At 32.7% G+C, this 14,091-nt stretch carries 11 protein-coding genes; 6 read left to right on the top strand and 5 right to left on the bottom strand.

Going from position 1 to position 14,091, the window contains the following annotated elements:
- Nucleotides 1-144: 144 nt before the first annotated feature.
- The 4 genes from KQA_RS0202530 to KQA_RS0202545 form a co-directional block, all read right to left on the bottom strand.
- Complete coding sequence (locus KQA_RS0202530; protein WP_010177752.1) at nucleotides 145-2,136, bottom strand: hypothetical protein; 1,992 nt, start codon at nucleotides 2,134-2,136, stop codon at nucleotides 145-147.
- A gap of 30 nt (nucleotides 2,137-2,166) precedes the next feature.
- Nucleotides 2,167-4,944, bottom strand: a complete 2,778-nt coding sequence (locus KQA_RS0202535; RefSeq protein WP_010177763.1) for a TonB-dependent receptor — start codon at nucleotides 4,942-4,944, stop codon at nucleotides 2,167-2,169.
- A gap of 677 nt (nucleotides 4,945-5,621) precedes the next feature.
- Nucleotides 5,622-5,984 (bottom strand): carboxypeptidase-like regulatory domain-containing protein, encoded by a 363-nt coding sequence (locus tag KQA_RS0202540; protein WP_010177765.1) that lies wholly within the window; start codon nucleotides 5,982-5,984, stop codon nucleotides 5,622-5,624.
- Between the two features lie 185 nt (nucleotides 5,985-6,169).
- On the bottom strand, nucleotides 6,170-6,532 hold the full coding sequence (locus KQA_RS0202545; RefSeq protein WP_010177767.1) for a toxin-antitoxin system YwqK family antitoxin: 363 nt from the start codon (nucleotides 6,530-6,532) through the stop codon (nucleotides 6,170-6,172).
- Between the two features lie 299 nt (nucleotides 6,533-6,831).
- Here KQA_RS0202545 and KQA_RS0202550 point away from each other — a divergent pair, with 299 nt between their 5' ends.
- The 6 genes from KQA_RS0202550 (at nucleotide 6,832) to KQA_RS0202575 (ending at nucleotide 13,158) form a co-directional block, all read left to right on the top strand.
- Nucleotides 6,832-9,105, top strand: a complete 2,274-nt coding sequence (locus KQA_RS0202550; RefSeq protein WP_010177769.1) for an inorganic phosphate transporter — start codon at nucleotides 6,832-6,834, stop codon at nucleotides 9,103-9,105.
- 427 nt (nucleotides 9,106-9,532) lie between these two features.
- A complete protein-coding gene (locus tag KQA_RS0202555) occupies nucleotides 9,533-10,216 on the top strand; it encodes a response regulator transcription factor (RefSeq protein ID WP_010177771.1) in 684 nt (227 codons plus the stop codon).
- 127 nt (nucleotides 10,217-10,343) lie between these two features.
- Nucleotides 10,344-11,399, top strand: a complete 1,056-nt coding sequence (locus KQA_RS0202560; RefSeq protein ID WP_010177773.1) for a sensor histidine kinase — start codon at nucleotides 10,344-10,346, stop codon at nucleotides 11,397-11,399.
- Between the two features lie 98 nt (nucleotides 11,400-11,497).
- Nucleotides 11,498-12,169, top strand: a complete 672-nt coding sequence (gene trmB / locus KQA_RS0202565) for a tRNA (guanosine(46)-N7)-methyltransferase TrmB (protein ID WP_010177774.1) — start codon at nucleotides 11,498-11,500, stop codon at nucleotides 12,167-12,169.
- A gap of 2 nt (nucleotides 12,170-12,171) precedes the next feature.
- The gene (locus tag KQA_RS0202570; RefSeq protein ID WP_010177776.1) at nucleotides 12,172-12,801 is read left to right on the top strand and encodes a LysE family translocator; all 630 of its coding nucleotides are present in this window, start codon (nucleotides 12,172-12,174) and stop codon (nucleotides 12,799-12,801) included.
- 18 nt (nucleotides 12,802-12,819) lie between these two features.
- Nucleotides 12,820-13,158, top strand: coding sequence for an MGMT family protein (locus KQA_RS0202575; protein WP_010177778.1), 339 nt, complete (start codon nucleotides 12,820-12,822; stop codon nucleotides 13,156-13,158).
- Nucleotides 13,159-13,191: 33 nt separating this feature from the next.
- Here the strand turns inward: KQA_RS0202575 and KQA_RS0202580 are convergent, their stop codons facing one another.
- Entirely contained in the window at nucleotides 13,192-14,073 is an 882-nt protein-coding gene (locus KQA_RS0202580) for a cupin-like domain-containing protein (RefSeq protein ID WP_010177780.1), read from the bottom strand.
- Nucleotides 14,074-14,091 lie beyond the last annotated feature (18 nt).

The raw sequence follows: 14,091 nt of genomic DNA on the forward strand, positions 1-14,091 counted from the left end.
ATATTTTATACTAATTTAAAGTGATATGCTTGCATACTATTTGAAATATTTTGTATTGATTATAGCATGGCCTTAATATGAAACAAAAAAAAGGTCTCTTAAAAAATTAAGAGACCTTTTTAATTTCAAATAGAAATTAATTTACTATTTAATAAAGTTTTCTAAGAAAGTAATTCCAGCAAAATCAACAGTTGCTTCAGCATCATACTTTGCATTTACATCCGCATCAGCTCCTTCAATTTGCACATTTGCAACAGGACCTTCTTGAGGAAAATCCAAGGGCTTATCATATCCACTCAATGATAATCCTGTGATTGTTGCTCCTGATTTCTTTTTAAATTGGAGACCCGTTTCTGCAATATCAGTTGTTGAAACAGCAGTTAAGTTTTTTATTGTTGGGTTGTTATTTACTCCGTCTGCTTCAACTACAGTTGAGAAATTTTTTGAATGGAATACATACGCATTTTCTAAAGTACCATTCCAACCTTCAGTCCAATCAATTGCGTCATCTTCTGCTCCTTCAACATAAAGATTTTTAAGATTTACTGTACCTCCAAAGAATTCTACACCATCGTCCTCACCATTAATAATCGCAATATTTTCTAAAACAGTATTTGAACCTACCGCATATAATGATAATCCATTAAATTGACTATCTCCTGTGATTATTGCTCCTGACCCTACTATTTGTAAATTTTTAATACTCCCTGAATTATCAGTATCATCTTCTCCTCCATATTTTAAATTACCAACTTCAGCGATTGCATTTACACCTTCTGTCGTACTTGCTTTACCAGTAATTACTAATCCTCCCCATTCACCGGCATTACCTTGCTCGGAAGTCATTATTACTGGATTATCTACAGATCCTTCAATATTAATTTTTGCCCCTTGTAATACTACTAAATAATTTTCTGTATTATTACTACCATTAGCAATGATACGTGTTCCTGCAGGAATTGTTAATGTAACACCTGATTTTACAGAAGTAATACCTGTTAAATTATAAATTATATTCGCATCTAATGTAGTATCTGCACTAATTTCATTAGGCAAGTCATTAAAAAGTTGAGTTTCTGCTCTTATAAAATCCCACTCGTTTGAAGTAATATCTACTGTAGCTGCATTCTCGTAAGCTTCTGTCACAACTACCTGAGAGCCATTTATATTAATGTTTGCCAACGGTGAATCTTGAGGTCTATCAACACTAATATCGAACCCAGATAAAGATAGACCAGTAATTGTTGCTCCCGACTGTTTTTTAAATTGTAATGCTGTACCACCACCCAATGTAGATTTGGCAGTTAAATTAGTAATTGTAGGATTATTATTTACTCCATCAGCTTCAACTACCGTTGAAAATCCAATAATAGCCTGATCTACAAATGCATTAGTTATAGATCCATTCCATCCTTCTGTCCAATCAATAGCATCATCTTTCGCATCTTTAACATATAAATTTTTAACTGATGCTGATCCTCCAAAAAACTCGATACCATCATCATCTCCATCTATAATAGCTATATTTTCAAGTGTAGTTCCAGATCCTACAGCATATAATGACAATCCATTAAACTGACTATCACCAGAAATGATTGCTCCAGCCCCTCTAATTACAAGGTTCTTAACACTTCCCGAATTATCTTCTGGTTCTTCTCCTCCATAATTTAAATTACCTATTTCAGCTGTCGCATCAGTTCCTTCAGTTGTTTTAGCCTTACCAGTAATAACTAATCCACCCCAATTACCACGACCTTCTTTTTCAGAAATCATTAAAACTGGTTCGCTTATAGTACCTTCTACATTAATTTTAGCTCCTTGTAGTACAGCTATGTAATTTTCTCTACTATTTGAAGCATTTGCTATTATTTGTGTTCCTGCCGGAATTGTCAACGTAGCCCCTTCTGAAACACTAAAAATACCTGTCAACTTATAAGATACTGAAGCACTCAATGTTACATCTTTATCTATATTTCCATTTAAAATTCCCTTATTGATATTTTCAAAAACATCGCCAGTAGTAGGCACTTCTCCGGGTTGTTCAATTCTTATATCGTCATCATCACTACAGCTTGTAAAAGTAATACCTGTAAGCAATGCGGAAATTAATCCTAATTTAATTACTGAGTTTTTCATGTTATAAGTTTTGAATATTTTGGTTTTTATTTAAAAATTATATGCTAGTTTAACATTAAATACATTTCCTTTTCTGTATGATAACACTGTCTCTTTTGTAACACCTCCATTTATCGGATCTGTAATTAATTGTGTCTGTTTTATTTTGGGATTTAATAAATTCCTCCCGACAAGAGTTAGCTTTAATCCTTTAGCGACCACCTTACTTAACACCATATCTAGAGTAACAAATCCTTCTTCTATGATCTCATCATTAAATCGTAGATCAAAAGCATTAATATCTTCAGAATTACCAAGTGCAAATATTTTTTCAGATGAATAATTACCTGTTAAAGTTGCAGCAAATTCTTTTTCTGTTTTATCAGAAAATGTTAAAGAAGAATTCACAATCCAGTCAGAAGCACCTTGTAATCCTGTCTCAGTCGTATTACCATATCTGAATTCTTCATTTTGACCTTCTTCTGAATTCACTCCTTTTAAATCTTGATTATGATCCATAAAAGTAACATTAGCCAATACAGCCAAATTTGATCCATTTTCTCTTAAATCAAAATCATATTTCCCTTCCAATTCAACACCTAAAATCTCGGCTTTTTCTGAAGTATTGAAAAACGATAAATTATTAGCAGCACCTCTAGCCTGAGCCTTATTTATAGGATCTTGAATTTGCTTGTAGAACAATGTTCCGGAAAGTACTTGACCAGATTTTGGGAAAAATTCATATTTCACATCAACATTATAATTTGTAGATGCTATTAGGTTTGGATTACCCTGTACTTGTCTTCCATTGGGAGTCGTATATTCAAAAGGAGCTATTTCTTTAAATTCAGGCAAAGTTATTGTTTTACTAGCTGCTAACCTTACCGCCATTCTATCATCCTCATCTAACGAGTACTTGAAATTAAAACTTGGCAAAAAGTTTTCATATGAACTAAATAAGAATCTATCTTCACCAGGAGTTTGATTAGTAACATCCCACTGTGGTAAGTTAACTTCATCTTCTTCATATCTTAAACCTACATTTCCAGAAAATTTACCAAAAGAAAAATCAGTACTTAAATAACCCGCTCTAACTTCTAATTCACCATCGTATAAATCTGATTGTGGATCTTCTGGTATTTCAATAAAACCTCTAATTATATTATCTAGATTCAATCCTTCATCAAGATTATCAATAGAACTTACAACTAAAGTAGTTGGAGAATCTCCTAAATTGTAAGACTCAATTCTAGAATCAAATTGTCTATTTTTATTTCTATAATTCCCTCCTAAATTAACTTTTAAGTTATTTTCTTCAGAATCAACAAGTACTCTATTATAATTTAAGTATGCATTAAATTCATCATCTTGTATAATTTGGGCAGACTTTCTTTGTTGAGTTGCCCCTTGAGTTCCAAAACGCACATCATTATCTCCAAAAATATTCACTTCATTTCTAATTCTATTTGGTTCTCTAGCATCAACTAAATTGAAACCTACACCCCAATCAATTTTATCGTTATCAGATAGTTTATGCTTTCCAGAACCTTGTAAAACTATCAATTCCGTTTGTTTCGTATTTTGATCTCTTACAAACTGATTACCAACTCCAGTATCGGTTTCTTCAAAAAATACAGCCTCTCCATTTCTACCAAATTCATTTACTTGGTCTGATAAATTATTAATATATAAGCCTGTAAGTTTTAATTTATGACCAGTAGCTACTTTAAATGTGTTATTCAATAAAGCACTTGTTACCACTTTGGTATTAAAATTCTCCGCATCCGTAGCAAAATCATTTAAAAAGTTTTCTTCAAATATTTTGAATTCTCCTTTTTGGTCAGAGTGAGAAACCGCATGAGATACAGATCCAAATACACTCCAAACATTAAAAAGTTTAGCTCCTGCTGTTGCCGATACACCTATATTAATTGGATTATCTTCCGTAGTAAAATTCCACGACTCTTGAGTTAAAGCTTGTCTATTTGTTAAATCACTACTGTAATTACCAAATGATGTGTTATTCGCGTTCTGCGTTCTTCTAAATTCACCAGATATTGCATTTGTATTAGCTCCTGAAGTTAAACTTATACTAAATTTTGGCTTACTACCACTGTGTTCTTTCGGCACAATATTAATATTCCCAGACGCTTGATCTGCATATTTATCAACAGAGTATGTTTTACTAATCCCTACATTTTGAATTATATTGGAAGGAAATAAATTTAACCCTATATTCTTATTTTCAATATCATCTGAAGGTATAGGTAATCCATTCAAAGTTGTAGACAAGTATCTATCTCCCAAACCTCTTACATAAACATCACCTGACGATTCATTTTTAGTAACACCTGAAATCTTAGCTGTAGCTCCTGCTGCATCTGCAATTGCAAGCTTTTTCATTTCCTGCGCTCCAATACTTTCTTTTATTACTGTCGCCTTTTTCTGCTCTACCAAAAGCGCTTTCTCACTCTCTTTTACAGCAGATGTTCCTTGAATAATCACATTACTTAAAGAGGCTGCTGAAGCACTTAATGTTGCATTTACGGTTAAGGTTTCACCATCTGTAACTACTGTGTTAGGAAACTCTTGCGCTTCGTAACCCACAAAGCTTATTACTAAAGTATAAGTACCTGGATCAATATTTTCGATTAAGTAGTTCCCATCAAAATCTGTAGTTGTTCCTTTTGTAGTATCTTTAAGGTATACATCTGCAAAAGGTAATGGACTTCCGGCCAATTCTTTGTCACTAACCACTCCTTTTATATTCCCTTGTGCAAAGGAAGAAGCGAAGGCTAATGAAAGTAAGAAAAATAAGGCTTTTTTCATAATAAATAAAAATTTGATTATTTGGTTTTTCAATTCGGTGCAAAGAAACCATTACAATGTTACCCCTATGTTAATAACTGGTTACTTTTATATGATGATGCAGTGTGAAAGTTATGTTAATGTTAGTGAATTTTTTAAATCAACTATTTTTTCATATTTTATATCTATCTGATAATCAAATTATAACAAAATCACTTGCTCCCCTTTTTAACAAACAGGTTTAACAATAGCATAAGATTGAGTTTACACATAAGACTTGACTATGTAATACATTTGAAATGATTTTTAAATGCCCAGAAAAATAGGTATTTATGGATTTTTCAATTCACTAAAGGCTTTCATTCCAAAATGAAAGCCTTTTCTTTTCATCCTATTTTTATGTACTTTATATGTCACTATAATTTCATATTAAATAAACCACTAGCTACTTCAAGTCCATAGTTACCTTCACCTCTAAAAATCACCATTTTTTAAACATCCATTTTTGCTCTTTGCTAGCCATTAGCACTTTGATAATTATATAAAAAGCTAACTGCCAATAGTGCTTTTTTACTAGATCATATGAATTCGAGTAAAACTCACTTATACTAATACCATTTAATACCTATGTAAATAAACAAAAAGCGACCTAAGTTATAGGTCGCTTTTTGTTTATTTGTATGTTAACTAATAGCTATTTAATTGTTGCTTTCGGCTAAGGCTGCCAATTGAATGGCTTCAAAGTTGATTGCTTCTGAAACTTCCAAGTAAGCGTCAACTTCTTTTTTGTCTCCTGTTACTTCTATTTCTATCTCTTTAGTATGGTATCCTAAAAAACTGTATTGTAATGTATACGTACCTGGCTCAAGATCTTTAAAAACATAATTCCCTCTAAAATCGGTAATGCTTGTTATGTCTGTTCCCTTAATAGCCACATTAGCAAATGTGATAGGCTCATTGTTATTTGATTGATCCAAAAGTTTCCCTTCGATTATACCAGGGTTTTGAGCATGTAAAAAACTTGTTATACAAAGTGCAATTGTAATAAGTAAGTATTTCATTTTTGGGATTTTATTTACTGCAAAAGTACACAGATACTCCAGTTTTAATGTTTCCTAATCTTTATTAAATCTGGATTTTAAAGTTAACTTATTGTTAACACCTATTATAACCCCCTCATTATAAGCCACTAAAAAAGCCTCTCGATCGAGAGGCTTTTTTAGTGACTTATAATGAACTACGTAACTTAATTATTAATAAAGTTTACCGCTACATTACTATTATTTTCATGCGTTTTAATACTAGCTATGTTATTGTTGGTATAATCAACTTCAGATAAGGTGTTGCCATCCCAAAAAAACCATTTCCCTGCTTTTTTTCCATTTTCGTAATTTCCAACAGCTACTTTTTCTCCTTTATCATTAAAAGATTTCCATTCCCCGTGTAATTTACCTTCTTTATTATAAAGACCACGTTGCTGTATTTCACCATTTTCATGATAAAATGTTCCTTGAATTAAATCTCCTTTAATTTCATAAGTAGGCTTTTTTGATTGTGCAAAAACAAAGCTTGTCGCCATTAATGCTATAAATACAATTATGTTTTTCATTATATATATTTTTATGAGTTGTAATTCTTTAACACTACAAATATATAAAAATATTTACTTTAAAAAAACATTTTGGTAACATTAAATTAACATTTAGCAATTAATTAACTTATAATTAATCAGTTACAATGTTATCAAATACATAACACAGCACCTGATTTTAGTATATTTATAGCTTTAATTTACATAAAAAAAGTTTTTCATCATAGATTTTCTTTTTTTTACAAAAAATAACGTTACAATAACACTTATCATAAAATTAAATATCACTTTTGTGCCTTTGAAATTTCAATACCCCTATGGATAATATTTACATACTTATGATTGTGGCGCTTGCCATGTTGGCCGTTGCAGATTTAATTGTTGGTGTAAGTAATGACGCTGTAAACTTTTTAAACTCAGCCATCGGTTCAAAAGCCGTTTCTTTTAAATCAATTATGATTATTGCCAGCTTAGGTGTTGCCGCTGGTGCTATTTTTTCAAGTGGACTCATGGAAGTGGCTCGTAAAGGAATTTTTGTTCCTGCCGAATTTCATTTTGATGAAATCATGATCATTTTTATGTCGGTAATGATTACCGATATTCTTTTGCTTGACTTTTTTAACACCATGGGAATGCCTACTTCCACCACAGTGTCTATTGTATTTGAATTACTAGGCGCAGCAGTTTGTGTGGCATTAATCAAAATAGGTACTAATGATGCTGAAACCATGGCCGATTTAGGCAAATACATAAACACCCAAAAGGCACTACAAATTATTATGGGGATCCTACTATCGGTTGTAGTTGCATTTTCGATAGGAGCGCTGGTACAATATGTGACTCGATTGCTCATCACATTCAACTTTAAACAAAAAGCCAAATGGGTAGGCGCATTGTTTGGCGGTATTGCGCTAATGTCCATTTTATACTTTATCGTAATTAAAGGAATTAAGGGTACAAGTTATGCTAGCTTAATTGTGGATCAAAATTTAGGTGGAAAACCGCTTACTCTAAGTGGATTTATAGACACAAATCTTTTTCCGATAGCTAGTATCGGTCTACTGTCCTTATCCATAATTTCATATGTACTTATAAGTTTTTTAAAAGTTGATATTTATAAAATAATCATTATTGCCGGTACCTTCGCTTTAGCTTTGGCTTTTGCCGGAAATGATTTAGTTAACTTTATTGGAGTACCTATTGCCGCTTGGGCATCTTATAACGAATGGATTGCTTCGGGTATTCCTGCCAATGAATTTTCAATGGCCGTATTAGGTAAAAAAGCCGAAACACCTACATTATTACTTTTAGCAGCTGGTGTAATTATGGTACTTACCTTATGGTTTTCCACCAAAGCTAAAGATGTGGTTAAAACATCCATTGATTTATCCAGACAAGGCGAAGGTAGCGAACGCTTTAAAGCCAATGCATTATCACGTGGTATTGTTCGCTCTATAATTAGTATAGGTGAAGGCCTTTCGGCTATTGCACCCGAAAAATTTAAAGCATTTACCGATAGGCAATTTGACCAAACTCAAGTTCCAGTAACTACACTACCCGAGGATGCTCCTGCCTTTGATACGGTTAGAGCCGCTGTAAACCTTATGGTTGCAGGGGTGTTAATATCTATTGCTACTTCAATGAAATTGCCTTTATCCACTACTTATGTCACTTTTATGGTGGCCATGGGTACCTCATTAGCAGATAGAGCATGGGGAAGCGAAAGCGCCGTTTATCGTGTTGCCGGGGTATTAAATGTTATTGGGGGTTGGTTTTTTACCGCCTTTAGTGCGTTTACTGCCGCTGCTATTTTAGCTTTTTTAATTCACTTAGGTGGCCCTGCTGTAATTGCGGTACTCTTATTTGTGGCGGTCTTTTTATTGGTAAGAAACTCGTTAAACTATCGAAAAAAAACCATCTCGGTAAAACAAGATGAAAGCTTGCTTAAAGCCGAAAGTAGTTCGGTACAAGGAGTAATGGACGAAAGTGCTGGAAACATAAAGTCCTTTGTAAACAGAAGTAGTAAAATTTACGCTGGTGCTATTGATGGCTTGGCTACTTATGATTTGGCTGCACTAAAGAAAAACCGAAAAGGAATTGACCGTATTAATAATGAAGTCGAAGAATTACGTGATAACATTTTTTACTTTATTAAAAATTTAGAAGACTCTAGTGTTAGTGCTAGTAATTTTTACATCAATATTTTAGGCTACCTACAGGATATTTCACAATCTATTGAGTACGTATCTAAAGCCAGCCATAAGCACGTAAATAACAACCACCGAAAACTTCGTTTTAATCAAATTAAGGATTTAAAGGAAATACAAGGTTTGTTGGAAACTTTTTATTCGGAAATTAAAGACGTATTTGACAAAAAAGATTTTGATAAAATCAATACAATTATTCTTGAAAAGCAAGACTTATTCGATTTTCTTACCGATAAAATAAACAAACAAGTAGAGCGTACACGTAACGAAGAGGATAGTCCTAAAAACACTACCCTGTATTTTGGACTTCTTTTAGAAACAAAAGATTTAATAACCGCAACGATGAATTTGTTAACTACTTATAAGGACGAAAGAAGAAAATAAACCACTATGGACTGAAAGTCACCATCTTTTTAAACATCTATTTTTGCTCTTAGCAATTAGCTGTTAGCAGTTAGCTCTTTGCTTTTAGTAATTTGATAAATAGCTAAAAGCTAACTGCCAATAGCGCTGCTCATAAAAAAGCCAACAGCTAAAAGCTAACTGCCAATAGCGCTGCTCATAAAAAAGCCAACAGCTAAAAGCCAAATGCATTAAAGTACATCGTTTTAACCACTCCTGAGATCAATAAATTGTGAAAAAACACAAATTACTAACTGCTAGCTATTTAATTTTAACCATGAAATTTTAAGGTTAATTTAAGGTTTTCAATAGTGTTTGCTATGTTAGCATATTGTTACTAAGCTAGGGGGAGTATGTTTACTTAGTATTAAATAGTATATTTATACATCATTTGTTACACAATTTAATAATGAATAAAAAAGATACTACCATACTTTTAGTAGATGATGAGCCGGATATTTTGGAAATTGTTGGCTACAACCTTACCGATGAAGGCTACAAAGTGGTCACTGCCGAAAATGGACTAGAAGCTATAAAAAAAGCAAAAAAAATAAAACCTCAGCTTATTATTTTGGATGTAATGATGCCCGAAATGGATGGTATAGAAGCATGTGAAAAAATTAGAAAATTACCCGATTTAGAGGACACGGTAATCACTTTTTTAACAGCCAGAGGCGAAGATTATTCACAAGTAGCAGGTTTTGATGCTGGGGCAGATGATTATATTACTAAACCTATTCGACCAAAAGTTTTAGTGAGTAAAGTGAAAGCATTACTTCGTCGTTTTAAAAAGGAAGAAGGAGGTTCGGATTCCTTAAAAATTGGAGAACTCATTATTAATAGAGACGAATACAAAGTAATTCACAATAAAAAAGAATTAATTTTACCACGTAAAGAATTCGAATTACTTTCATTACTTGCTTCAAAACCCGGAAAAGTATTTAAACGAGAAGATATTTTACACCAAGTTTGGGGAGAGGAAGTGATTGTAGGAGGTCGAACTATTGATGTTCACATTCGTAAATTACGCGAAAAAATTGGCGATGATAGTTTTAAAACGATCAAGGGAGTTGGATACAAATTTGTTGTTTAACCCGAATTATATACCATACATTTCAAAAAGGTTTGACTTCATATAGTTAAACCTTTTTTAGAATAACTACAGTTGTTTTATTATATTATAAATTCAATTTGGTATAAAACAGCTCAAATTAGATTTAATGATTACTACTTTCAAAACACCTAATGTGTTTTCATTTAGAACAGCGCTATACACTAGCTTAGTGCTTACTTTGGTATTAACCGGTTTATTATGGTCTTTCCAACTTTTAAATTGGTATTTAGTCCTTACTTTTGAACTCCTTTCGTTTATAGCTATCTATTTACTAGTACAGTTTAGAACTCAAAAATACATTTACAATCGGGTAAATCGTATTTACGAGGAACTCGATATGATTGAAGAATCAAAATCTACTTTAGTGACCACCGACATGGAATTACTCATGGATCAGGTACGTAATTATGCCACCAAACGTAAAACAGAAATTGAAACCCTAAAAGGTAGAGATGCTTATCGTAAAGAATTTTTAGGCAATGTGTCACACGAATTAAAAACACCGCTGTTTACTATTCAAGGTTATATTTTAACCTTATTAGATGGCGCAATGAGCAAACCCGAACTTTGTAAAAAATACCTAAAAAGAGCGAGCAAAGGTGTGGATCGCTTAAATTATATTATTGAAGATTTGGATTTAATCACCAAATTAGAAGTGGGTAGTATGAGTATTAAATATGAAGATTTTGATATTGTACAACTCATTAAAAATGTATTTGAATTATTAGAAATTAAAGCAGGCAAAAAAAACATAGCACTCATTTTAGATCAAAATTACCCAGATCCAATTATCGTAAAAGCTGAAAGAGAACGTATTCGACAAGTCCTTACCAACCTAGTTGTAAATTCCATTAAATATGGACATGAAGATGGAACCACAGAAGTAAGTATCGAAGATTTAATCGGCTCTAAAATTATTATACGTGTGACGGACAATGGAGAGGGTATAAAAAAAGAATTTATCCCTCGACTTTTCGAACGTTTTTATAGAGTAGACAAAAGTAGGTCTAGAGACGAAGGCGGCTCTGGACTGGGACTATCCATTGTAAAACACATTGTAGAAGCCCACGATGAGCATATTTATGTGGATAGCGTATATGGTATAGGTAGTGAATTTTCATTTACCCTAGAAAGGGCTACGGCTACAGAAATAACCCCTTAAAAAAGTGAGCTAAACTATTTTAAATTTAACTTAGTATTATTCCTTAATTTTGCATAAAATTTGATAGTAAACCTTGAAAGAGGATAAAACAGGTGTTTGTGGGAAGTAAAAATAAATTAAAACGTTTTAACGAGAATAAAACTTTTGAAAATGTAATTCAACCAACTCGTGATGAGGTTATTGAAAATAGCTTTGATTTAAAAGGAAACTGGAATAAACGTTTTAAAAATAACAATCCAATTGTTTTAGAATTAGGTTGTGGTAAAGGTGAATACACCATTGGATTAGCCCAATTAAATCCGAATAAAAATTTTATTGGCATTGACATTAAAGGGGCCCGTTTTTGGAGAGGAGCTAAAACTGCTATCGAAGAAAAGTTAGAAAATGTATATTTTATTCGTACACAAATTGAATTGATTAACTACATTTTTAACGAGGGAGAAGTTGCCGAAATATGGATTACTTTCCCAGATCCCCAAATTAAATACAAGCGCACCAAACACAGAATGACTAACGCCTCTTTTTTAGCTAACTATAAAAAGATCTTAGCCGATGATGGTATCATGCATTTAAAAACCGATAGTGAGTTTATGCATGGCTATACACTTGGGTTATTGCATGGTGCCGGGCATGAAGTACTTTATGCGAATCATGACATTTATAAAAACGAAGGAGCGCCTCCTGAGGTACTCTCCATTCAAACTTTTTATGAAAATCAGTATCTTGAAACAAATAAAGCAATAACTTATACCCGATTTAAAATAAAATAACATTGATTACGACCAAATTATTTGTCATCACTTTTTTTGCTGCTTTGGTAGGTGTTATCCCTCCTGGATTAGTAAATATGACTGTGGCAAAAACATGTTTGGAACGTGGTAAGCGCAGTGGTATATTAGTTGCTTTTGGCGCATCGGTAGTAGTCCTTTTACAGGCATTAATAGCCATACAATTGGCCCGTTATATTTTTGACGACCGCTGGATGTACAATATGATTTTACGTGGTGGAGTAGTCGTATTTTTACTTTTAGGGATTTATTTTTTTATAAAAGCCAAACATAGATCAAGGCAAAAAAAAGTAAAACTTTCCAAGCACGGAGTATTACGTAGCTTTTTTAAAGGAGCCATGATTTCTGCTTTTAATATTTTACCCATTCCCTATTTTTGTATGGTAGGAGCCGCATTAAATTTAAAAGGTACTGTTGAATATGATTTATCGACCATTTGGAGTTTTATTTTAGCTGCCGCTTCGGGAACTTTTGTTATGCTTTACATTTATGCGATTTCATTCCTGAAAATTCAAATTAAAGAAGATCGTTTTGCTCAAAAATCTAACTACTTTATGGCAAGCCTTATGGCAATCCTAATGCTAGTTACTTTTATACGTGTTTTAGCAGAATAACAATACTTTACTGTTATTATGAAATACAAACCTAGTACACTAAACTTTTTTGAACGCGTTTACGACGTTGTTTTACTTGTCCCTTATGGTCGTGTAACTAGCTACGGAGCTATTGCTAACTATTTAGGAGCTCCTAAAAGTTCTCGTATGGTAGGTTGGGCTATGAATGCCGCTCATTCCCGTTTAGATGTCCCGGCACATAGAGTCGTTAACAGACAAGGACTATTAACAGGAAAACATCATTTTCCTGGAACAAATTTAATGCAACAACTACTGGAAAGCGAAGGAATCCTTGTTGAAGATGATAAAATAATTGATTTTAAAAACAAATTTTGGGATCCGACAAGTTTATATTAAACCCGCATTATGCAGATTAAACACAGTAACTAATCAAGCCCATTTTTTATTTGTGCGCGCCACTGCTTTTTTATTTTTATAATCCACCCAAGTTTTACGTCCAATACGACGCATTAAATTATCAAAATGTCGCATAATAAATACATTATAAACAGCCTTGGATAAATTATATTTTGAAATCGGTAATGCACGTAAACTCATAGAAAAACCCGGTGTTTTATATGTCATTTGATGCCAATATCCCTCGGGCATGTAAAGCATATCTCCATGCTTGATATTTGCGACCATTCCTTTAGCTTTTAACAATGCAGGAAATTTTTCAAAATCAGGGTTTTCAAAATCTATCTCATGGTATGCAATTAATGCATTGGGTAATTTATATAAATATTTTGTTTCCGAAGGTGGAAATAAAATGCACTCTTTTTCACCATCAAAATGAAAATGTAAAATATTAGCATAATCAATATCATAATGCATAAAAACCTTGGAGTTTTCTCCTCCAAAAAATAGCATAGGTAATTTTTTTAAAAAACGTAACCTCGTATTACATGGATAATTAAAATCCTGCTGAAGTGCTGGTACTTTTTTTAATAGATTATATAAAAAAATGCGATAAGGAGTTGGCCCCTTTTTTAGATCATCAATATATTCCGCTAGTGTTTTATATAAGTGCGGTTCATTAAATTTATTACTTGAATTATTTATAGGAATTCGATTATCGTAAAGAGGCACCATTTTTTCACCTGCCACTGCTTTAATATAATCTAACGTCCATAAATTATAGGCATTCCAATCAGTCGTAAAACGCTCAACGATTACTGGTTTTTGAGGAACAACATAAGTTTCATAAAAAATTTCCCTAGATATCTCACGTATTCTAGGTATGGTATCCAAATGTATTTTTTTACGAGCCATCACTACTCTAAAATACTA

The sequence above is a fragment of the Aquimarina agarilytica ZC1 genome (genome assembly GCF_000255455.1).
Taxonomy (GTDB): Bacteria; Bacteroidota; Bacteroidia; order Flavobacteriales; family Flavobacteriaceae; genus Aquimarina; species Aquimarina agarilytica.

Excerpts from the sequence above, each read along its gene's own strand:
- KQA_RS0202530 (WP_010177752.1), bottom strand. The coding sequence starts at position 2,136 with ATGAAAAACTCAGTAATTAAATTAGGATTAATTTCCGCATTGCTTACA.
- KQA_RS0202535 (WP_010177763.1), bottom strand. The coding sequence starts at position 4,944 with ATGAAAAAAGCCTTATTTTTCTTACTTTCATTAGCCTTCGCTTCTTCC.
- KQA_RS0202540 (WP_010177765.1), bottom strand. The coding sequence starts at position 5,984 with ATGAAATACTTACTTATTACAATTGCACTTTGTATAACAAGTTTTTTA.
- KQA_RS0202545 (WP_010177767.1), bottom strand. The coding sequence starts at position 6,532 with ATGAAAAACATAATTGTATTTATAGCATTAATGGCGACAAGCTTTGTT.
- KQA_RS0202550 (WP_010177769.1), top strand. The coding sequence starts at position 6,832 with ATGGATAATATTTACATACTTATGATTGTGGCGCTTGCCATGTTGGCC.
- KQA_RS0202555 (WP_010177771.1), top strand. The coding sequence starts at position 9,533 with ATGAATAAAAAAGATACTACCATACTTTTAGTAGATGATGAGCCGGAT.
- KQA_RS0202560 (WP_010177773.1), top strand. The coding sequence starts at position 10,344 with ATGATTACTACTTTCAAAACACCTAATGTGTTTTCATTTAGAACAGCG.
- KQA_RS0202575 (WP_010177778.1), top strand. The coding sequence starts at position 12,820 with ATGAAATACAAACCTAGTACACTAAACTTTTTTGAACGCGTTTACGAC.
- KQA_RS0202580 (WP_010177780.1), bottom strand. The coding sequence starts at position 14,073 with ATGGCTCGTAAAAAAATACATTTGGATACCATACCTAGAATACGTGAG.